The sequence below is a fragment of the Leclercia sp. LSNIH1 genome, from assembly GCF_002902985.1.
GTDB lineage: Bacteria > Pseudomonadota > Gammaproteobacteria > Enterobacterales > Enterobacteriaceae > Enterobacter.
The window spans coordinates 3,786,057-3,805,771 of the sequence record NZ_CP026167.1 but is presented as its reverse complement, the minus strand read 5'-3'; the positions used below and the strand labels follow the sequence as shown (position 1 = coordinate 3,805,771).

19 protein-coding genes, 1 pseudogene and 1 riboswitch are annotated in these 19,715 nt (G+C 54.8%); of the genes and pseudogenes, 12 read left to right on the top strand and 8 right to left on the bottom strand.

Going from position 1 to position 19,715, the window contains the following annotated elements:
• Window positions 1–36: 36 nt before the first annotated feature.
• Window positions 37–2,670: a PqiB family protein gene (locus tag C2U54_RS18840; RefSeq protein WP_156654707.1), complete on the bottom strand. Its 2,634-nt coding sequence runs from the start codon at window positions 2,668–2,670 to the stop codon at window positions 37–39.
• Window positions 2,639–3,922 (bottom strand): membrane integrity lipid transport subunit YebS, encoded by a 1,284-nt coding sequence (gene yebS / locus C2U54_RS18835; RefSeq protein ID WP_103180041.1) that lies wholly within the window; start codon window positions 3,920–3,922, stop codon window positions 2,639–2,641. Before yebS ends, C2U54_RS18840 begins: the two co-directional genes overlap by 32 nt.
• A gap of 131 nt (window positions 3,923–4,053) precedes the next feature.
• Here yebS and C2U54_RS18830 point away from each other — a divergent pair, with 131 nt between their 5' ends.
• The 4 genes from C2U54_RS18830 (at window position 4,054) to htpX (ending at window position 8,477) form a co-directional block, all read left to right on the top strand.
• Window positions 4,054–4,551, top strand: coding sequence for a GAF domain-containing protein (locus C2U54_RS18830; protein WP_103180040.1), 498 nt, complete (start codon window positions 4,054–4,056; stop codon window positions 4,549–4,551).
• Between the two features lie 97 nt (window positions 4,552–4,648).
• Entirely contained in the window at window positions 4,649–5,332 is a 684-nt protein-coding gene (gene proQ, locus C2U54_RS18825) for an RNA chaperone ProQ (protein WP_103180039.1), read from the top strand.
• A 19-nt stretch (window positions 5,333–5,351) separates the two neighbouring features.
• The gene (prc, locus tag C2U54_RS18820) at window positions 5,352–7,400 is read left to right on the top strand and encodes a carboxy terminal-processing peptidase (RefSeq protein ID WP_103180038.1); all 2,049 of its coding nucleotides are present in this window, start codon (window positions 5,352–5,354) and stop codon (window positions 7,398–7,400) included.
• Between the two features lie 195 nt (window positions 7,401–7,595).
• Window positions 7,596–8,477 (top strand): protease HtpX, encoded by an 882-nt coding sequence (htpX, locus tag C2U54_RS18815; RefSeq protein WP_103180037.1) that lies wholly within the window; start codon window positions 7,596–7,598, stop codon window positions 8,475–8,477.
• 47 nt (window positions 8,478–8,524) lie between these two features.
• On the opposite strand, the gene C2U54_RS18810 is transcribed toward htpX, so the two are convergent.
• Window positions 8,525–9,898, bottom strand: a complete 1,374-nt coding sequence (locus C2U54_RS18810; protein WP_103180036.1) for an MFS transporter — start codon at window positions 9,896–9,898, stop codon at window positions 8,525–8,527.
• A 178-nt stretch (window positions 9,899–10,076) separates the two neighbouring features.
• Between C2U54_RS18810 and kdgR the strand changes: the two genes are divergently transcribed.
• Window positions 10,077–10,868, top strand: coding sequence for a DNA-binding transcriptional regulator KdgR (kdgR, locus tag C2U54_RS18805; RefSeq protein WP_039030796.1), 792 nt, complete (start codon window positions 10,077–10,079; stop codon window positions 10,866–10,868).
• A 55-nt stretch (window positions 10,869–10,923) separates the two neighbouring features.
• Here the strand turns inward: kdgR and C2U54_RS18800 are convergent, their stop codons facing one another.
• A complete protein-coding gene (locus tag C2U54_RS18800) occupies window positions 10,924–11,163 on the bottom strand; it encodes a YobH family protein (RefSeq protein WP_103180035.1) in 240 nt (79 codons plus the stop codon).
• Window positions 11,164–11,321: 158 nt separating this feature from the next.
• On the opposite strand from C2U54_RS18800, the gene mgrB reads away from it, so the two are divergent.
• From mgrB to rlmA, 7 genes and pseudogenes are all read left to right on the top strand, one after another.
• On the top strand, window positions 11,322–11,465 hold the full coding sequence (gene mgrB / locus C2U54_RS18795; RefSeq protein WP_103180034.1) for a PhoP/PhoQ regulator MgrB: 144 nt from the start codon (window positions 11,322–11,324) through the stop codon (window positions 11,463–11,465).
• Window positions 11,466–11,538: 73 nt separating this feature from the next.
• On the top strand, window positions 11,539–11,829 hold the full coding sequence (locus C2U54_RS18790) for a YebO family protein (RefSeq protein ID WP_103180033.1): 291 nt from the start codon (window positions 11,539–11,541) through the stop codon (window positions 11,827–11,829).
• A 19-nt stretch (window positions 11,830–11,848) separates the two neighbouring features.
• Complete coding sequence (locus C2U54_RS18785; RefSeq protein WP_103180032.1) at window positions 11,849–12,850, top strand: MBL fold metallo-hydrolase; 1,002 nt, start codon at window positions 11,849–11,851, stop codon at window positions 12,848–12,850.
• Window positions 12,851–13,375: 525 nt separating this feature from the next.
• Window positions 13,376–13,520, top strand: a pseudogene (locus C2U54_RS18775) (DUF2627 domain-containing protein).
• 12 nt (window positions 13,521–13,532) lie between these two features.
• Window positions 13,533–13,742, top strand: coding sequence for a transcription antiterminator/RNA stability regulator CspE (gene cspE / locus C2U54_RS18770; RefSeq protein ID WP_001062678.1), 210 nt, complete (start codon window positions 13,533–13,535; stop codon window positions 13,740–13,742).
• 219 nt (window positions 13,743–13,961) lie between these two features.
• Window positions 13,962–15,680, top strand: coding sequence for a peptidoglycan glycosyltransferase FtsI (ftsI, locus tag C2U54_RS18765; protein ID WP_103180030.1), 1,719 nt, complete (start codon window positions 13,962–13,964; stop codon window positions 15,678–15,680).
• Between the two features lie 63 nt (window positions 15,681–15,743).
• Window positions 15,744–16,559: a 23S rRNA (guanine(745)-N(1))-methyltransferase gene (rlmA, locus tag C2U54_RS18760; protein WP_103180029.1), complete on the top strand. Its 816-nt coding sequence runs from the start codon at window positions 15,744–15,746 to the stop codon at window positions 16,557–16,559.
• On the opposite strand, the gene mntP is transcribed toward rlmA, so the two are convergent.
• The 4 genes from mntP to C2U54_RS18740 form a co-directional block, all read right to left on the bottom strand.
• On the bottom strand, window positions 16,556–17,119 hold the full coding sequence (mntP, locus tag C2U54_RS18755) for a manganese efflux pump MntP (RefSeq protein ID WP_139156373.1): 564 nt from the start codon (window positions 17,117–17,119) through the stop codon (window positions 16,556–16,558). The genes rlmA and mntP overlap by 4 nt on opposite strands.
• A gap of 81 nt (window positions 17,120–17,200) precedes the next feature.
• Window positions 17,201–17,309: riboswitch (yybP-ykoY riboswitch) on the bottom strand.
• Window positions 17,310–17,506: 197 nt separating this feature from the next.
• A complete protein-coding gene (locus tag C2U54_RS18750; protein ID WP_103180027.1) occupies window positions 17,507–17,965 on the bottom strand; it encodes a DUF986 family protein in 459 nt (152 codons plus the stop codon).
• A 57-nt stretch (window positions 17,966–18,022) separates the two neighbouring features.
• Entirely contained in the window at window positions 18,023–18,874 is an 852-nt protein-coding gene (locus C2U54_RS18745) for a PTS mannose transporter subunit IID (RefSeq protein WP_168192027.1), read from the bottom strand.
• A 12-nt stretch (window positions 18,875–18,886) separates the two neighbouring features.
• Entirely contained in the window at window positions 18,887–19,684 is a 798-nt protein-coding gene (locus C2U54_RS18740) for a PTS mannose/fructose/sorbose transporter subunit IIC (protein WP_103180025.1), read from the bottom strand.
• Between the last annotated feature and the right edge of the window lie 31 nt (window positions 19,685–19,715).

The window sequence follows — 19,715 nt, the reverse complement described above, 5'->3', positions numbered from 1 at the left end:
CAAACGCTCCGGTGGGTTGACACCGGAGCGTAGGGGTTATCGTGGCAGGGCCGTTCCCCAGGTGCGCCACTCTTTCGGTTCGCTCTCCTGCAGCAGGAAGTGCTTGCCAGGCTGAGATTTCGGCGCGAGCGGGGTGCCAGGCGGCGTCGCAAAGGCGATACCGCCGCGGATAAACTGATTAAAGGTCCCGGTTTTCACCACCCCGCCGGTCAGGCCGAAGTCGAGCGAGTAGCCGGAGGCCAGCCAGAAGACGGAGTTGTTACGCACCAGGTGCTGATAGCGATCGCTGATACGCAGGGCTACCATCACCCGATCCGAGAGCGTCCCCAGCGACAGGCCGGTGACCGTACCCACTTCCATACCGCGGAACAGCACCGGTGTACCGATATCAAGGGATGCTGCATCCGGGACCTCCACCACAATGCTCAGGCCATCGAGATAGCGTGAATCGGTGATGGTCGCCTCCTGCAGCTCGAAGTCGCGGCGCGATTTACCCTGTCCGGGCTCCACGTTGATATAGGGCTGCAGAATGGTATCGAGATGCTCAACGCCCGCCGCGGAGATCTGCGGGGTGATGACCGAGAAGCGCGTCCCGGTGCGGGCGAAGTTGTCGACATATTCCGGGTAGAGCACCGCCGTGGCCTGCACTTCATTGCGGGCGGTGATCAGCTTCAGGCTCTGGACCTGCCCGATATCGATCCCCAGATAGCGTATCGGCATCCCTTCGGAGAGCTTGCCCGCGTCAAAGGCATGCAGGGTGATCTGACTGCCGACTGCACGCGCTGCGGTCTCAGAAGGATAGAGGATCCGCTTGTCGCCTTTACGCTGGCTGGCGCTGGCCCCGCTCAGGTTGTCGAAGCTGATGGCCCCGCGCAGGGCGCGGGAGAGCGGAGAAGCCTGCACCGTCAGGCCGCTGCCGTTAAGCTGCACTTTGGCCCCGCCCTCAGCCCAGAACACGCTGTTGCTGGTCAACAGCTTGCGGTATTCCGGTTTGATATGCAGTTCGATATCAAAGGCATTGGCGCGCGGGCGCACCAGGATCACTTCACCCACTTCAAATTTACGATACAGCACCACCGAGCCCGCCTGCACATCCGGCAGGGTGTCGGCCACCAGCGTCAGGGTGGTGGTCGGCAGATCGCTCAGGCTGTTTTCCAGGGCTTTATCGAGATTGGCATACAGCGGATAGCTGTCGCGCATGGCGCCTTTCTCACCCGGCAGGATACGGATCCCGCCGCTGATCCACTCGCTGGCGCTGGCCGCCAGGAACTCGACGCCGTCGAGTCCGACTTTCACGTCCACCCGGCTGTTAACCACGAATTTACTGTCGCCATGCACCAGCTCGCGGTACTGCGGATCAATCGCCACCGCAAAGGTGACGCCTTTGCTGGTTAAGTTGCGCTCAAGCACCTGGCCAATCTGCACCCCGTGCAGAATCAGCGGCTGGCCGGCGTCGATGCCGTAGCTTTCCGGTGCGTTGAGGGTCACGGTCAGCACGCCGGGTTTTTGCAGCAGCGCCTTATCGGCCGGGGCGATGACAAACTGGTTAACCGGTTCGCCGCCGCCGGGAATGAGCTCAAACGTACTGCCGGTCAGCAGGCTGCTGACGCTGGGGTTGCTGAGCGTCAGTTTCGGCGTACGTAATTCTATGCGGGTGTTTTTACGCAGCAGATCGACCACGCTGGGGTCAACGGTCATCTCACCGGTTACCAGCCCGCCAGGGTTAAGCGTCATTTTGGTGAGCTGCCCGACCTGTAACCCCTGGTACATCAGCGGGGTGGAATCCTCCTTCAGGCCATCCGCCGAGGGGAGGGTGAGCTTCACAATCACGCCGCGCTGGCTGTGAGCCAGATCTTTATACAGGCCGAAATCATCTTCCTGGGTAGCGGGCTCAGAACCTTCCGGTGAATCGAAGGCGATTGCGCCGTTCACCAGCGCCGCCAGGCTCTCAAGCTTCACTTTGGCCCCGCTCAGGCTCAGGTCGGCATCCACGCCGGAGACGTTCCAGAACCGGCTGCCTTTTTTCACCAGCGAGGTAAAGCGTCGCTCAATCAGCACATCGATAACCACCCCCTGCTTGTTAGGGGTGATGGCGTAGTCATATACGCGGCCAACGGGGATCTTACGGAAATAGACCACCGAGCCGCTGTTTAAGGAGCCCAGATCCGCTGCATGCAGATGGATCATCAGATCGCCATTGTTAAGCCGGTATTTCGGCTGCGTGTCGAGGGCGGTAAAGTGATCCTTTGGCTCACCTTTGCCCGGCATCATGCCGATATAGTTACCCCCGACCAGCGCATCCAGCCCGGAGACGCCCGCCAGCGAGGCTTTGGGCGTAACCAGCCAGAACTGGGTCTCATCGCGCAGGGCATCTTTCATATCGGATTTGATGCTGGCGCGAACCTCAATTTTATTCAGGTTCTTGTCCAGGGAAACATCCTGGACGGTGCCCACCTCAACCCCCTGAAAACGGACGGGCGTTCGGCCTGCAACGATGCCGTCGGCGCTCTGGAAGTCAATGGTGATGGTATTGCCGCGATCTTCGTAGCTGGTCCAGATTAACCAGCCGGCGATCATCAGAGCGATAACCGGCAATAACCAGAATGGCGAAATACGACGTTTTGTTTTAACTCGCGCTTCAGTCGGCGAAGCTGGCGTTTCCTGACTCATGTGCATCCCAAAGTAAGCGGCTATCCAGCCATTCCACTGCAAGAATAGTCAAAATCACCGCAGAGCCGAAATAGAACGCTGCGGGTCCCATAGTAAAAGCAAGGAGCTGATCGCGATTGATCAGCGACATCATCAACGAAATAACAAACAGATCCAGCATTGACCAGCGGCCAATCCAGGTCACGAAACGCAACAACAGTATGCGGGTTCTCAGCCCCTGCTCACATTTGAAATGAATGCTCACGAGCAGAGTAAACATCACCACCACTTTGGTAAAGGGCACCAGAATACTGGCGATAAAGACGATCGCAGCCACGGCGATGTTGCTGTGGGCCAGCGAGACGATGCCCGACATAATGGTATCCTCCTGCCGCGCGCCGTTGACATAAATCACCGAAATCGGCAGCAGGTTAGCCGGGATCAGAAATATCAGCGAGGCGATGAGCGCCGCCCAGCATTTCTGCAGGCTGTTATGCCGCCGCAGGCGCAGGGGAATATGGCAGCGCGGACAGCGGCCCCGCGCGTCGGGCAGGCCGGTATAGTGGCAGCCCAGACAGACCCGCAGTGCCGGATCGTAGCGGGTGGCGGGGCGCTGCGGGTAGAAGCGCTCCCAGAGCTGCTCCACGTTGAGGTGAATCAGGGTCAGGACGCTCAATATCACCAGCGCGATAAAGGCGAACAGGCCAGAGCCCGGCTGCAGATAAGCGTAGTCCTGCACTTTGATTGAGGCCACGACGATCCCTACCAGGTAGATATCCAGCATCACCCACTCTTTGAGCTTCTCAAGCATCAGGAGCACCGGGCGAAGGTTCATACCCAGAATATTGCCGAACCACAGATAGGCTATCGCCGCCACCAGCACCACCGGCGCGCCGACGGTACAGAAGAGCACCATGGAGGCCGTCAGGGGATCGCCCTGGCGGGTCATCTGCCAGATCCCCTGCAACAGATTCGCGTCGATGCGCACGCCCAGCAGGTGCAGCTGAAGCAGGGGCTCGCTCCAGGCGAAGGGCATCAGCAGCATCATGGTCACGGCCATCGCCGCCAGCCGGGTCAGCGACCAGTCGCGGCCATCGCGGATTTTTGCGTTGCAGCGCGGGCAGAAAGCACTTTGGTATGATTTCATCTTTGGCAACGTAAAAAGCGTATCGCATTGCGGGCAACGCTGATAATGTGCACGAGGCAGCGCATCGCCGACCGTGTGCACAGTGATCTTTTTCGTCGGCATTATTTTCGGTGATTTAAGAGCCATCGGTCGCGCTAAAAAGGGATAGTTAATAGTTATCTTAACTCATGAATTGATTCATCTTGAGCATGAACGCAAATAATGCGTATTTTAATAGGCTATGCTGTAATTTTGTAAGACAACCAAGTGATTGAATAATGAACAAAACAGAATTCTACGCGGACTTAAACCGCGATTTCCAGGCATTGATGGCAGGTGAAACCAGTTTCCTGGCCACCCTGGCGAACACCAGCGCGTTACTCTTTGAACGTCTGTCCGATGTGAACTGGGCCGGTTTTTATCTGCTGGAAGGCGACACGCTGGTGCTGGGGCCGTTTCAGGGCAAACTGGCCTGCGTCCGTATCCCGGTTGGGCGCGGGGTTTGCGGTACGGCGGTAGCACAAAACCAGGTGCAGCGCGTGGATGACGTTCATGCGTTCGACGGGCATATCGCCTGCGACAGCGCCAGCAACGCTGAAATCGTGCTGCCACTGACTGTGGAGAATCAGATTATTGGTGTTCTGGACATCGACAGCACGGTCTTCAATCGCTTTACCCCCGAGGACGAACAGGGGCTGCGCGAGGTGGTAGGGAATCTGGAACAGGTTCTCGCCGCGACCGATTATCATAAATTCTTTGCGAGCGTCGCAGGATAATCAACGGATAACGTAGCATTTACGGATGGCGTCATTATAATGACGCCTGTTCATGCCTGCGGCTTGTCGGCAACGTCCGTTGTAATCAGGAAATTTCATGGAAAATCAACCTAAGTTGAATAGCAGTAAAGAAGTTATCGCGTTTTTGGCCGAACGTTTTCCTCAATGTTTTAGTGCCGAGGGCGAAGCTCGTCCCCTGAAAATTGGTATTTTTCAGGATCTGGTAGAGCGTGTTGAAGGTGAGATGAACCTCAGCAAAACCCAACTCCGCTCCGCCTTACGTCTTTATACTTCGAGCTGGCGTTACCTTTACGGTATTAAAGCGGGCGCAACGCGTGTTGACCTCGACGGCAACCCGTGCGGCGTGCTGGACGAGCAGCACGTAGAGCATGCGCGTAAGCAGCTTGAAGAAGCCAAAGCGCGCGTTCAGGCTCAGCGTGCTGAACAGCAGGCGAAAAAACGCGAAGCGGCTGCGGCCAATGGCCAGGAAGAAGCGCCTCGCCGTGAGCGCAAGCCACGTCCTGCACCGCGTCGCAAAGAGAATACCGAGCGTAAGCCTCGTGCTGAGCAACCGGCAAAAGCCCCGCGTGCGCCTCGTGAAGAGCCGCGCCACACTCCGGTTTCTGACATTAACGCCCTGAGCGTCGGTCAGTCTCTGAAGGTAAAAGCGGGTAACAATGCTATGGATGCCACCGTACAGGAAATCACCAAAGATGGCGTTCGTGTACAGCTGACTTCTGGTCTGTCAATGATTGTACGCGCAGAACACTTGTTGTTCTAAAACGGAGGCCAAGCCCGGCATGAACACATTTTTTAAGCTCACCGCGCTGGCTGGCCTGTTTGCGATAACAGGCCACGCTTTCGCTGTGGACGAGATTACGCGTGTCGATCAGATTCCGGTTCTGAAGGAAGAGACTCAGCACGCGACGGTGAGTGAGCGCGTCACGTCGCGCTTCACCCGTTCGCACTATCGTCAGTTCGATCTCGACCAGGCTTTTTCGACAAAAATTTTCGACCGCTATCTGAACCTGCTGGACTACAGCCATAACGTCCTGCTGGCGAGCGATGTCGAACAATTTGCCAAAAAGCAGACCCAGGTCGGGGATGAGTTACGCAGCGGCAAGCTGGACCTGTTCTACGACCTGTATAATCTGTCGCAGAAACGCCGTTTTGAGCGCTATCAATACGCGCTTAAGGTGCTTGAACGTCCAATGGACTTCACGGGTAACGACACCTTTAATCTTGACCGCAGCAAGTCGCCGTGGCCAAAAGATGAAGCCGAGCTGAATCAGCTGTGGGACAGCAAAGTTAAGTATGACGAGCTGAGCCTCAAACTCACCGGTAAGGATGAGAAAGAGATCCGCGAAACGCTGACCCGCCGCTACAAATTTGCTATTCGTCGCCTGGCGCAGACCAACAGTGAAGATGTTTTCTCGCTGGCGATGACCGCCTTCGCGCACGAAATCGATCCGCATACTAACTATCTCTCTCCGCGCAACACCGAGCAGTTCAACACCGAGATGAGCCTCTCCCTTGAAGGGATCGGCGCGGTGCTGCAGATGGACGACGATTACACCGTGATTAACTCCATGGTTGCCGGCGGTCCGGCTGCCAAAAGCAAGGCGATAAGCGTAGGCGATCGCATTGTGGGTGTCGGTCAGGTTGGTCAGAGCATGGTCGATGTCATCGGCTGGCGTCTGGATGATGTGGTTGCCCTGATCAAAGGGCCGAAAGGCAGTAAAGTCCGTCTGGAAATTCTGCCAGCGGGTAAAGGCACCAAGACCCGTATCGTTACCCTGACCCGCGAGCGCATCCGTCTGGAAGATCGCGCGGTGAAAATGTCGGTGAAAACCGTGGGTAAAGACAAGGTTGGCGTGCTGGATATTCCTGGTTTCTATGTGGGCCTGACGGACGACGTCAAAGTCCAACTACAGAAACTGGAAAAACAGAACGTTAAGAGCGTAATTATCGATCTGCGTAGCAACGGCGGTGGCGCCCTGACCGAGGCGGTTTCGCTTTCGGGCCTGTTTATCCCGTCCGGCCCGGTGGTACAGGTTCGCGACAATAACGGTAAAGTGCGTGAAGACGCGGATACCGATGGCGTTGTCTACTACAAAGGGCCGCTGGTGGTGATGGTCGATCGCTTCAGTGCTTCGGCCTCAGAGATCTTTGCTGCCGCCATGCAGGATTATGGCCGCGCGCTGATTGTTGGCGAACCGACCTTCGGTAAGGGTACGGTACAGCAGTATCGCTCCCTGAACCGTATTTACGATCAGATGCTGCGTCCGGAATGGCCAGCGCTGGGCTCGGTGCAGTACACCATTCAGAAGTTCTACCGCGTGAATGGCGGCAGTACCCAGCGTAAAGGCGTGACTCCGGATATCATCATGCCGACGGGCAACGAAGAGACCGAAACAGGTGAGAAGTTTGAAGATAACGCGTTGCCGTGGGATAGCGTAAACGCTGCCACCTTCGTGAAGTCGGGCGACATGACTCCGTTTGGTCCGGCGCTGCTGAAGCAGCATGACGATCGCATTGCCAAAGATCCTGAGTTCCAGTACATCATCAAAGATATTGCCCGCTTTAACGCCCTGAAGGCGAAACGCAATATCGTCTCTCTGAACTACGCGCAGCGTCTGAAAGAGAACGAAGAGGATGATGCAACGCGTCTGGCGCGGATCAACGACCGCTTCAAACGCGAAGGAAAGCCAGCCCTCAAAAAACTGGATGACCTGCCGAAGGATTATCAGGAGCCAGATCCCTATCTTGATGAGACGGTAAAAATCGCTATCGATCTGGCGAAACTGGAAAAAGATAAGCCAGCCGGGAATCCCGCTCCGGCTAAATAATCTCCCCTGACAGGCACAAGAAATTGTGCCTGTTTTTTTGTTAACAGCATCCTGCCGTCAGGCATTCCTTTTATTGTGTAAAGTTGTGTCTTTCTGGTGACTTACGCCGCTGCAATCCTTGAAAATATACGGAATACCCATACGATGTGGGTAATCGCATAGTGCGTTTTGTTAAACTGAGGTTAAAAGAATATTATGATGCGAATCGCGCTCTTCCTGCTCACCAACCTGGCGGTCATGGTGGTATTCGGGCTGGTGCTCAGCCTGACAGGAATTCAGTCGAGCAGCGTTCAGGGTTTGTTAATTATGGCGCTGCTGTTTGGTTTTGGTGGCTCCTTTATCTCACTGCTGATGTCCAAGTGGATGGCACTTAAGTCCGTTGGCGGCGAGGTTATTGAGCAACCGCGTAACGATATGGAACAGTGGTTGATGACCACCGTTGCTAACCAGTCCCGTCAGGCGGGTATCGCCATGCCGCAGGTGGCGATCTATCACGCGCCGGATATCAACGCCTTCGCCACCGGCGCGCGTCGCGACGCCTCTCTGGTTGCGGTGAGTACCGGCCTGTTGCAGAACATGAGCCGTGATGAAGCCGAAGCGGTTATCGCCCACGAGATCAGCCACATTGCGAACGGCGATATGGTGACCATGACCCTGATTCAGGGTGTCGTGAACACCTTCGTTATCTTTATCTCGCGTATTATTGCCCAGATTGCCGCAGGCTTTATGGGGGGCGATCGTGAGGAAGGCGAATCAAGTAACGGTAACCCACTGATCTACTTCGCGGTCTCTATGGTGCTGGAGCTGGTATTTGGTATTCTGGCAAGCATCATCACCATGTGGTTCTCCCGTCACCGTGAATTCCATGCGGATGCGGGTTCAGCCAAACTGGTGGGACGCGAGAAGATGATTGCTGCGCTGCAGCGTCTGAAAACCAGCTATGAACCGCAGGAAGCCTCAAGCATGATGGCATTCTGCATCAACGGTAAATCAAAATCCCTGAGCGAGCTGTTTATGTCTCACCCGCCGCTGGATAAGCGTATCGCAGCGCTGCGTAACGGTGAATACCTGAAATAACGGCCTCGGTTTGCTAATAAAAAAGCGCGTCCAAAGACGCGCTTTTTTTATGGCTGTGAATGAGGCTGGGTCACCCGCAACCCGCTGATGATGGCCGCGACGGTGGCCAGCGTGCCGGCGGTCAACAGCGCCAGATGCGTGCCGCTTTGTCCGGCCAGGTTGAACATCAACGCCACCAGTGCCGCGCCGGTACTCTGTCCCAGCAGGCGGGCAGTGCCCAGCATCCCACTGGCGCCGCCGCTGCGGTGGCGAGGCGCTGCCGTAACAATGGTATGGTTATTCGGTGACTGAAACAGGCCAAAGCCCGCCCCGCACAGCACCATCCGCCAGATAATATCCAGATCGTGAGGTGCCGCAGGCAGCAGGGCGAGAGCGAAAAGACCTGTCGCCATCACCACCAGTCCCAGCGCGCCCAGTAACCCCGCATGTACCCGCTCAATCAGATGGCCCGCCAGCGGAGCCATTACCATGGTCGCCAGAGGCCAGGGCGTTAACAGCAGGCCCGTTTCCACTTCCGAGCGGCCAATCACGCTTTGCAGGAAGAAGGGCAGAGAAACCATCGCCAGCATCTGTGCGCAGAAGGAGCAGATAGAGGTGCAGATAGAGAGGGAGAAGAGCGGAATACGCAGCAGATCTACCGGCAGTAACGGCACCGGCAGTGCCAGCTGGCGACGCACGAAGAAGAAGCCTACCACCAGCAGCGCCACGACCTCGCCCGCAATCAGCATCAGCGACTGTCCCTGAGCGAAGCCGCTCAGGGCGGTGATCAGCAGGCCAAAGGTGAGGGCGTTCATCACCGCGCTCGGAAGATCGAATTTTGGCATGCTGCTTTTCGCGCCATTGGCCGGTAAAAAACGCAGGGCGAACAGCAACGCCACGATCCCAAGTGGAACGTTAATTAAAAATAGCCACTGCCAGGACGCGACCGAGAGGATCGCTGCGGCGATAGTTGGGCCCGCCGCAGACGACACGGCAACAATAAAGGAGTTGATCCCCATCCCCCGGCCCAGATGTCGCTGAGGATAGATAAGACGGATCAACGCGGTATTCACACTCATCAGCGCCGCACCGCCGAACCCCTGCATGATACGCGCCAGCGTCAGCATGTGCAGCGTATCTGAAAGGGCGCAGAAAAGGGAGGTCAGCGTAAATACCGCCAGCCCGCACTGATAAACCCGGCGGTAGCCAAACATATCCCCGAGGAACGAGAACGAGAGCAGCGAGATAACAATGGCTATCTGGTAGGCGTTAACAATCCAGATTGAGCTGGCCGGGGAGGCATTCAGGTCGCTGGCAATGGTTGGCAGGGCGACATTGGCGATAGCGCCATCCAGTACAGCCATTGAAATACCGATAATAATGGTTGCAATGGCACCATAACGTTGCGGCAGCGGCAGGCCGTCTTTGGGGAGAGTCGTCATGAAAATTAATTAGCATTGGAGGTTATTATTAACAGGGTAAGGATATTATCACTGTTATTTCTGTTGTGTGTCGCAGATTTGTAACCAGGTAAGCCAGGATTGATTGCAGCAACGCCGGAGCGAATTTATAATAAAAACCGGTTCTGAATTTTATAAAACACTTGCGTTGAGGTGATTAATGGCAATCGCGGATTTGGATAAACAGCCAGATTCTGTTTCATCCGTGTTAAAGGTGTTCGGCATCCTGCAGGCGCTTGGTGAAGAGCGCGAAATCGGTATTACTGAGCTGTCCCAGCGTGTAATGATGTCAAAAAGCACCGTTTATCGCTTTTTACAGACCATGAAATCACTGGGTTATGTTGCTCAGGAGGGCGAGTCCGAAAAGTACTCCCTGACCCTGAAGTTATTTGAACTGGGCGCTCGTGCGCTGCAGAACGTCGATCTGATCCGCAGCGCGGATATTCAGATGCGCGAACTCTCCCGTTTGACGAAAGAGACGGTGCACCTGGGGGCGCTGGATGAAGACAGTATCGTCTATATCCATAAAATTGATTCCATGTATAACCTGCGTATGTACTCACGCATTGGCCGCCGCAACCCGCTCTACAGTACCGCTATCGGTAAAGTTCTGCTGGCATGGCGCGACCGTGATGAAGTGAAGCAGATCCTCGAGAACGTGGAGTACAAACGCAGCACTGAGCGCACCATTACCACCACCGAAGAGCTGTTGCAGGTGCTGGATAAAGTCCGTGAACAAGGTTATGGCGAAGATAACCAGGAGCAGGAAGAAGGCTTGCGCTGCATCGGCGTTCCGGTATTTGATCGTTTCGGTGTGGTCATTGCCGGCCTGAGTATCTCCTTCCCGACGCTGCGTTTCTCTGAAGAGCATCTGCACGAGTATGTTGAAATGCTGCACACAGCGGCGCGTAAGATTTCTGAACAGATGGGTTACAACGACTATCCGTTCTGATTGAAAGCGCGATAAAAAAACGCGGCCTTATGGCGGCGTTTTTTTATGCAAGGGATCAGCCGTTATCGATCACTGTCTCGCTCTTTCGCAGGAGCGGGCAGCGAGAGAGGCCGATAATACCGCTGTCTGAATGAATATACTGCGCCGTGCTGACGCCGCGCGCGGTGAGATACTGGCACTGGATCCCGAGCCCGCCCGCATTCTCTTTACTGCCGATCAAGACACCGTAGCCTGCGAGCAGTATACCCGTCCAGACCAGTGCTATAACAATCAATGTGCGAATAAAAAAGCGCATCATTACCTCATTTTTTGAATAACTGCCGCTTAGCGTAATCGATACACTTACTTTAACAAGTCTATGATTCCGAAAGCATCGCCTTCGCGTTACAGTTAGGCATGGTTTAAGTTGCGCATGATAACCTGGCATCAGGCAGTTACGGTACGGAGAGTGGAGTGAAGAAAATACGCTGGGTTATTCTGGTCTTAGTGTTAGTGGCCTGTGTTTTACTTTGGACGCAGACCATCAATGTGATGTGCGACCAGGATGTACAGTTCTTTAGCGGTATTTGTTCTATCAATAAGTTTATCCCCTGGTAGTTGTCATTTTTATCGCAAGTGATTTCCTTCCTTAACGCGAGTGGTAAAATAGGCGCTTTTATGGGGGAGTGAAATGGGTGAGTTAGTATATTCCGGGATGTTCAGCGTGGCATCTCTGGCGATCTCGATCGTACTGCTGGTTGCGGGTCTGGTGCTGTGGTTTTTTGTCAATCGCGCGAGCTCCCGTACCAACGAGCAGATCGAACTGCTAGAGAAGTTAGTCGACCTGCAGAAACGACAGAATGTACTGCTGCGTCGCCTGTGCGAAGCCAATGAGCCGGAAGAGAAAGAGGTACCAAAAGCGCCAGAAGAGACGGCTAAGAGCCAGGACGATGACTTTATTCGTCTGGTAGCCGAACGCTAATCGGTCAGGGGAGGTATGTATGGCCTGGCGTAATCCCTGGCGTAATCCCTGGTATAATCCCTCCCTTGCACACCATACCCCGCAGGGTTTCCGCAATCCGGATGCCCCTGTTCGTCAACCCGGCGATGTTGAACGCTGGCGCAAGGCGCGAAAAGCCGCCGGGTTGCCAAAACCCCCTTCAGAAGGCTATGACGCCTTTATCCGCCAGTGGTGGCAACCCGTTACGCTTAACACCCTGGAAGAAGATGGTGTCTGGTGGCTGGGCCACGCCAGCCTGCTGCTACGCCTGAACGGAAAATATATCCTTACCGATCCGGTCTTTTCCCGGCGCGCCTCGCCGGTGCTGTTTGCCGGACCGATACGAAAAACGCCTCCGGTGATGAGTGTCGCGGCGCTTCCAGTCCTTGATGCTGTTGTTATTTCCCATAACCATTTCGATCACCTGGACTCGGCCACGGTGCGCCAGCTTGTGCATCGTTTTCCGCAGCTGACCTTTTTTGTGCCTTTAGGTCTTGGGGCGTGGTGCCGCCGCCGCGGGGCGAAACAGGTTATTGAACTGGACTGGTGGCAAAGCTATGTTTTTGAAGGGCTGGTGTTTACCGCCGTGCCGGCACAGCACTGGAGCATGCGTAGCCTCTGGGATCGCGATCGCTCGTTATGGTGTGGCTGGGTCTTTGAGAGCGAGCAGCAGCGCTTCTGGTTTAGCGGCGATACCGGTTATACCCCGGAACTGTTAACCATTCCGGAGCGACTGGGAAAAGTGGATGCCGCTGCCATACCTGTCGGAGCCTATGCACCACGTTGGTTCATGTCGATTCATCATATGGATCCGCAGGCGGCGGTGAAGCTCTGGCAACAGCTGGGCATGCCGCTGGCGATCCCGATCCACTGGGGTGTCTTTGAACTGGCGGATGAATCACTGGATGAGCCTGTCAGAGAGCTCGCGCAGGCACTGGCAGAGTTATCCCCGCGCAGCGATAACTTTCATCCGCTGCGCATTGGTCAATATTTATCCTTGTAAACGAATACTTGTTCAATTAGCGAATATTTTTTATTAAATCGACGGTTGTCATATTTTATTTTAATCGAAACGTTTTGATTGCCTTTTTTTGAGGCAGGTTCATAAAAATATCATTATTTTGGTGCATAGCGGATTACCGGTTTAGGTGTATATAACTTAAACAAGCGAACCGATATACAATGTTTTTTTCCTGAAACAATCCCTTGTCGTTACGATCAATTCAGCATAACTTTTCACGAAAAGTTCTAAATGAAATAGCGACCACAGAAATTCTGGCGCGCTTGCTGGACGATATGAAGTTATTGAGCTAATGTAAAAAAGTCTTTGATAACAGCGCTTATCCTGACAGCGACTGGGCAGGCAACATTTTGGTCTGGTATACACTGAACGTGCATTACTGTGCAGATTGTGGCAAGTCAGTCTCGGAATTTGTGCGGCTGATCGAGACACCTTTAAAAATGGCTTGCCATTATTTAAGTTGTATGTGATAACACGGTTTGGGTCAAACGAGGTACAGTTCTGTTTATGTGTGGCATTTTCAGTAAAGAAGTCCTGAGTAAACACGTTGTCGTTGAATACCGCTTCTCTGCCGAACCTTATATTAGTGCCTCATGCAGTAATGTCTCAGTTTTATCTCAGTTAATGCCCGCGGGCTAAGAAAACATTCTAAGGAATTTTGCAAATGGCAAAGATCAAAGGTCAAGTTAAGTGGTTCAACGAGTCTAAAGGTTTTGGTTTCATTACTCCTGCTGACGGCAGCAAAGATGTATTCGTACATTTCTCTGCAATCCAGGGTAACGGCTTCAAAACTCTGGCTGAAGGCCAGAACGTTGAGTTCGAAATTCAGGACGGCCAGAAAGGTCCGGCTGCTGTTAACGTAACCGCTATCTGATCGAACCCCTGCCTGATCTGAAGCGTCACGACGTTTCAGTTGCAGAGATTTAAAGCCTCGCCTGTGCGGGGCTTTTTAATGGATATTTTTCAAAGTGTTACCACATGCGTCGCTGTTAGCAGTTTGTTTCAAAGCTGCGAGAGTATTAGCATTGTTTTCACCCTCGCGGCTCAAATTTGCCGTTAAATCAGGGCGTTGTTACTCAGCCCTGGAGCCCTGGTGAAAAAGAAACCCGTCAATCCCGCAGCAAACTTCACCCCGTTACGTTTTGCTCTCCTCTGTCTGGTGATTTTAGGCAGCCTTCTCTTTCTTCTTGGTCGTGTCGCCTGGTTGCAGATCGTTAAACCCGATCCGCTGGTTAAGCAGGAGGATATGCGCTCCCTGCGCGAGGTCGCCATCAATGCCCCCAGAGGGATGATTATGGACAGGGAGGGGAGACCGCTGGCCGTGAGTGTGCCGGTGCGGGCCGTGTGGGCGGATCCGAAAACGGTGCTGGCAAAAGGGGGAGTGGGTTTTGACACGCGCTGGCAGGCATTAGCTAGTGCATTGCATCTGTCGCTCCCCACGCTTGCGGCACGCATCAACAGCAATCCACATGGCCGTTTTATCTATCTGGCCCGCCAGGTGGATCCGGCTCAGGCCCAGTGGATCGCTAAACTCCGGCTGCCTGGTATCAGCCTGCGTGATGAGTCGCGCCGTTTTTACCCGGCCGGACACGTGGCAGCTAACCTGATCGGCTTTACCAATATCGACGGTCAGGGCATCGAAGGGATCGAGAAAAGTTTTAATGCCCAGCTCACCGGCAAACCCGGTCTGCGCCGCGTGCGTGAGGATCGCTACGGACGCGTGATCGAAAATATTACCGAAGTACCGCCCGTTCCGGCGCACAACATCCAGTTAAGCATTGATGAACGGCTGCAGACGATTACGGAAGATGCGCTGGACAATGCTGTCGCCTGGAATAAAGCGGAGTCGGGGGCAGCGGTGCTGATCAACATCCAGACTGGGGAGATCCTGGCGATGGCCAACTACCCGGATTTCAATCCCAATAACCGCGAGGGTGCCACGCTGAATGATTTTCGTAATCGTGCCATCAGCGACACCTTTGAACCCGGCTCTACCGTTAAGCCGCTGGTGCTGATGACCGCCCTGCAGCAGGGGCTGGTGCAGCCAGACAGCGTGATCGACACCCATCCTTATACCCTGGCCGGACACCGTATCCGCGACGTCGGTTACTACCCGGAGCTGACGCTGACCGGCATTCTGCAAAAATCGAGCGACACGGGTGTGTCGCGCCTGTCGCTGGCGATGCCGATCCAGCGGCTGCTGGATACCTACCACGGGTTTGGTTTTGGTCGTTCCACCGGTCTCGGATTGACGGGGGAGAGCAGCGGCTTGTTACCGGAGCGTAAATTCTGGAGCCAGCTCGATCGCGCCACCTTTGCCTTCGGCTACGGCCTGATGGTCACGCCGTTGCAGCTCGCCCACGTCTACGCCACCATCGGCAGCTATGGCCTGGAGCGTCCACTCTCTATCACCCGCATCGATCCGCCGGTTATCGGTACCCAGGTGATGCCCGCGTCGATTGTGCAGGAGGTGGAGCACATGATGGAAAGCGTGGCCCTGCCGGGTGGGGGCGGCATCAAAGCCGCGGTGCGTGACTACCGGGTGGCGGTGAAAACCGGCACCGCGAAGAAAATCGACGATGGCGGTAATTATGTCGACAAATATGTGGCCTACACCGCCGGCGTCGCACCGGCCAGCCGCCCTGTATTTGCCCTGGCGGTGGTCATTAACGATCCGCAAAACGGCGCCTATTACGGCGGGGCGGTTTCAGCACCGGTATTCAGCCAGATTATGGGTGACGTGCTGCGTATTGAAAACATCAAGCCGGATGGACTCCCGGCCGATTCCAGCCACCTCATCGTAATGCGTTAAGGCCGTTTTATAGCACGGCGATTAGCGGTACACTTTCGCCCTTTATGATTGCCCGGAGTTCCCATGACATTCTGCTGTCCTCTTTGCCACGCGCCGCTCGCCCATGCGGATAAAAGTTACGCCTGCCCACAGGGGCATCGGTTCGATATGGCGAAAGAGGGCTATGTCAATCTGCTGCCGGTCCAGCACAAGCGATCGCGCGATCCGGGCGACAGTGCAGAGATGATGCAGGCGCGCAGAGCCTTTCTCGATGCCGGGCACTATCAGCCCCTGCGTGACGAGGTAGCCGGTAAGCTGGCGGCCTTGCTGCCGGATGGCGCGACCTCGCTGCTTGATATTGGCTGTGGCGAAGGCTATTACACATCGGCCTTTGCCCAAACCGCGCAGGAAAAGGGCGCGACCACCTTTGGTCTGGATGTCTCAAAATCTGCCATCCGCGCGGCGGCTAAACGCTATTCAGAGGTGACGTTCTGTGTGGCCTCCAGCCATCGTCTGCCTTTTGAAGAGAACAGTATGGATGCGGTAGTCCGCATCTACGCCCCCTGCAAAGGCGAGGAGCTGGCGCGGGTGGTAAAAGAGGGCGGCTGGGTGATCACCGTGACGCCAGGACCGCGTCACCTGATGGAGCTGAAAGGGCTGATTTACAGTGAAGTTCTGCTGCATGCGCCGCATTCGGAGCAGCTGGAGGGTTTTGCCCTGAAAGAGGCGCTGTCGCTGGCCTATAACATGTCAGTGACTGGAAAAGAGGCGGTAGCGCTTTTGCAGATGACCCCGTTTGCATGGCGGGCAAAGCCGGAGGTGTGGGAGGCGCTGGCAAAACAGACGCATTTCAGCTGCCAGACCGATTTTAGTATCCACTGCTGGCAGCGAGTCAGTTAACCGGCGAAGTGGCTCCACATAATTTGTGCGCCAATGCCGATCAAGACGATACCGCCGAGGATCTCGGCGCGTTTCCCTAACAGCGGGCCAATAAAACGGCCAATCATCATGCCCAGGGTAGACATAATAAAGGTCGCGCAGCCAATCGCCAGCGCGGTGGCAATGATGTTGACCTGCAGGAAAGCCAGGCCGACGCCGACCGCCATCGCATCCAGACTGGTAGCTATAGCGGTTGTCACCAGCAGCCAGAAGCCGTGACGCTGAATCGGCTCATCGTCCTCGACATCATTCCGAATGCCTTCGATAACCATACGTCCGCCGAGGAAGGTCAGAAGTATAAAGGCGATCCAGTGGTTCCACTCCAGCACGAACTGGCTGGCGAGCATCCCCAGCCCCCAGCCAATCAGCGGGGTCAGGGTTTCGATAGCACCAAAGATAAGACCGGTACGCAGGGCTTCAGAGAACTTAGGTTTATGCAGCGTGGCGCCTTTGCCCATGGAAGCGGCGAATGCATCCATCGACATGCCAAAGGCCAGGAGAAGTGTTGCAGAGAGGTTCATCAGCGCGTCCAGACCGGGGATATCCATATGACACATCACTGCCCCCAGTAAACAGCAGTCGATGCGTCTATGGTCTCGCCTGATCCTTCTGCTGTGCAGAAAAATCCGTACGTGCCACGTTTTGCAACGAGTATGTTGACACGTACATTTCCGGTAAACCGGAAATCGGCTACTCCCCAACGACGGGCGCAACCTTAACATATTTTGAGAATATAAAACAACTACAGGGGAGTATTATTCAGATTGGTTTTTGATAACGATTTTCATTTAGAAATTGATGTGAAGATAACGTTAATAATAGCCCGTAAATGTCGCGTAATAATATAGCTTTGGCTATATAACACTGTGAAAAGCATAGCGAAATATAGCCAGTGCTATTTTTTTATCTTATTGAGTCTTAACCAATAATTTGTATATCTTCTCCAGATCGTCAATATTTCTTACCCGGATAAGCAAACGTCGCTGCTCTAATTGCATCACCAGCACGCCGTCTTCTGATAAATTCATCTCTTTAATGCGGTTATATTCTATCCAGACATTGGCGAAAAAGAATCCAGTGGATTTGAAGATTATTTTCGGCGCCCGGATCCAGAACAGGTAAAACCCCATTAATGCCAGGGCAGATAATAACCATGTGGTCAGTAATGCCCCCTGGCTCATCACGTTGTTATAGATAAGGATCAGCAGCAGACCGGTAAAGATGATGGCATCAACGCGACCGCGGCGCAGAAGGGGGATTGAGAGCAACGTCGCGCCGTTGCGGCGGGGCATGATCAATTCGTCGTAGAGGGCATACGCCAGAAGGGCAACAATAAAGACAACCAGTACGATGTCCGTGACCGTCATTCATCCTCCGGATAAAAAAACGGGGGCGTTCATGCCCCCGGTGTATTCACAAAAAAATTACAGACCCAGCAGACCGATAGCGTAACCGACGATACCGATAACGAAGAAGCCGACGATGATCCACAGCGCATTGACCTTTTTTCGCAGCAGCCACATACAGGCGAAGGTCAGCAGCAGCGGTACCAGGCCCGGCATCAGCTGGTCAAGAATGGTTTGCACGGTGGTCACACGGGTCTGACCATCCTGACCGGTGATGGTTGACACCACCAGCGGGATGTTAACGTGCGTCCACTTGTTAACCAGCGCCCCCATGACAAACAGGCCGAGGATTGACGCCCCCTCAGTCAGTTTCTGCAGGAAGCCGCCGCCCATATCCTGGACGATATCCACGCCCTTACGGTAGCCATAGGCCACGCCGTAGTAGCGGGTTGCCAGACGTACCACGTTAAACAGGATAAAGAAGAGCAGAGGACCCAGCAGGCTGCCGCTCATGGCGATACCCGCACCGAGCGCGGCGAAGACCGGACGCACGGTACCCCAGAAGATCGGGTCACCTACGCCCGCCAGCGGCCCCATCAGACCCACTTTGATACCGTTGATGGCACCATCGTCAATCTCTGCGCCGTTAGCACGCTGCTCTTCCATCGCCAGCGTTACGCCCAGAACCGGCGCTGCGACGTAAGGATGGGTGTTGAAGAATTCCAGGTGACGTTTAATCGCCTGACGACGCGCTTCGTTGTTCTCGGGATACAGACGTTTGATTGCCGGTACCATAGAGAAGCAGAAGCCCAGCGCCTGCATACGTTCGAAGTTCCATGAACCCTGGAACAGGTTTGAACGGATGAACACGCCACGAATATCACCCGAAGTCAGTTTTTTCTGAGGGGTAGTTTTAGTCATATCAACCATTTCGCTCACCTGCTAGTCCAGTTCGTTATCGAGATCGTTATTACCAGCAACCTGTGCACTACCGGCTACGCGGTTATATTTCGGGCTGAGCTGGATGTAGAGGATAGCCATTACCGCACCAATCACACCCAGTGCCACCAGGTTGAAGTTGGTGAAGGCCGCGGTAACGAAGCCGAGATAGAAGAACGGCATCAGGTAGCCTGCGCGCATCATGTTGATGACCATCGCATAACCGACGACCACGATCATGCCGCCTGCAATGTTCAGACCGCTGGTGACCACTTCAGGAATGGCGTTCAGCATACCCTGGACTTCGCTGGTACCGACGGAGATTGCCACGATAACCGCCGGGATAGCGATACGCATGGCCTGCAGGAACAGGGACGAGACGTGGATCCACGACAGCGCCGTCAGGTTGCCATTCTCCGCCGCCTTATCTGCCGCATGCTGGAATGCAACGGTGATAGTACGCACGATGATGGTCAGAACCTGGCCTGCTGCAGCCAGTGGGATAGCCAGCGCGATACCGGCACCGATATTTTGATGGCCGGCGATGACCAGCACGGTAGAGATGATGGAGGCGAGAGCCGCATCCGGCGCAACGGCCGCGCCGATGTTCATCCAGCCCAGGGCGATCATTTCCAGGGTACCACCGATGATGATACCGGTTTTCATATCGCCGAGAACGGCGCCGATTAACGTACAGGCGACCAGCGGACGGTGAAACTGAAATTCATCTAGTACGGATTCCATACCCGCTATACACGCGACGATGAACACCAGCACAATCTGAAGAGTGGTAATCTCCATTGTACTTCTCCTATAGCTTTAACAGACTTAA

Excerpts from the sequence above, each read along its gene's own strand:
- C2U54_RS18840 (WP_156654707.1), bottom strand. The coding sequence starts at position 2,670 with ATGAGTCAGGAAACGCCAGCTTCGCCGACTGAAGCGCGAGTTAAAACA.
- yebS (WP_103180041.1), bottom strand. The coding sequence starts at position 3,922 with ATGGCTCTTAAATCACCGAAAATAATGCCGACGAAAAAGATCACTGTG.
- C2U54_RS18830 (WP_103180040.1), top strand. The coding sequence starts at position 4,054 with ATGAACAAAACAGAATTCTACGCGGACTTAAACCGCGATTTCCAGGCA.
- proQ (WP_103180039.1), top strand. The coding sequence starts at position 4,649 with ATGGAAAATCAACCTAAGTTGAATAGCAGTAAAGAAGTTATCGCGTTT.
- prc (WP_103180038.1), top strand. The coding sequence starts at position 5,352 with ATGAACACATTTTTTAAGCTCACCGCGCTGGCTGGCCTGTTTGCGATA.
- htpX (WP_103180037.1), top strand. The coding sequence starts at position 7,596 with ATGATGCGAATCGCGCTCTTCCTGCTCACCAACCTGGCGGTCATGGTG.
- C2U54_RS18810 (WP_103180036.1), bottom strand. The coding sequence starts at position 9,898 with ATGACGACTCTCCCCAAAGACGGCCTGCCGCTGCCGCAACGTTATGGT.
- kdgR (WP_039030796.1), top strand. The coding sequence starts at position 10,077 with ATGGCAATCGCGGATTTGGATAAACAGCCAGATTCTGTTTCATCCGTG.
- C2U54_RS18800 (WP_103180035.1), bottom strand. The coding sequence starts at position 11,163 with ATGCGCTTTTTTATTCGCACATTGATTGTTATAGCACTGGTCTGGACG.
- C2U54_RS18790 (WP_103180033.1), top strand. The coding sequence starts at position 11,539 with ATGGGTGAGTTAGTATATTCCGGGATGTTCAGCGTGGCATCTCTGGCG.
- C2U54_RS18785 (WP_103180032.1), top strand. The coding sequence starts at position 11,849 with ATGGCCTGGCGTAATCCCTGGCGTAATCCCTGGTATAATCCCTCCCTT.
- cspE (WP_001062678.1), top strand. The coding sequence starts at position 13,533 with ATGGCAAAGATCAAAGGTCAAGTTAAGTGGTTCAACGAGTCTAAAGGT.
- rlmA (WP_103180029.1), top strand. The coding sequence starts at position 15,744 with ATGACATTCTGCTGTCCTCTTTGCCACGCGCCGCTCGCCCATGCGGAT.
- mntP (WP_139156373.1), bottom strand. The coding sequence starts at position 17,119 with ATGAACCTCTCTGCAACACTTCTCCTGGCCTTTGGCATGTCGATGGAT.
- C2U54_RS18750 (WP_103180027.1), bottom strand. The coding sequence starts at position 17,965 with ATGACGGTCACGGACATCGTACTGGTTGTCTTTATTGTTGCCCTTCTG.
- C2U54_RS18745 (WP_168192027.1), bottom strand. The coding sequence starts at position 18,874 with ATGGTTGATATGACTAAAACTACCCCTCAGAAAAAACTGACTTCGGGT.
- C2U54_RS18740 (WP_103180025.1), bottom strand. The coding sequence starts at position 19,684 with ATGGAGATTACCACTCTTCAGATTGTGCTGGTGTTCATCGTCGCGTGT.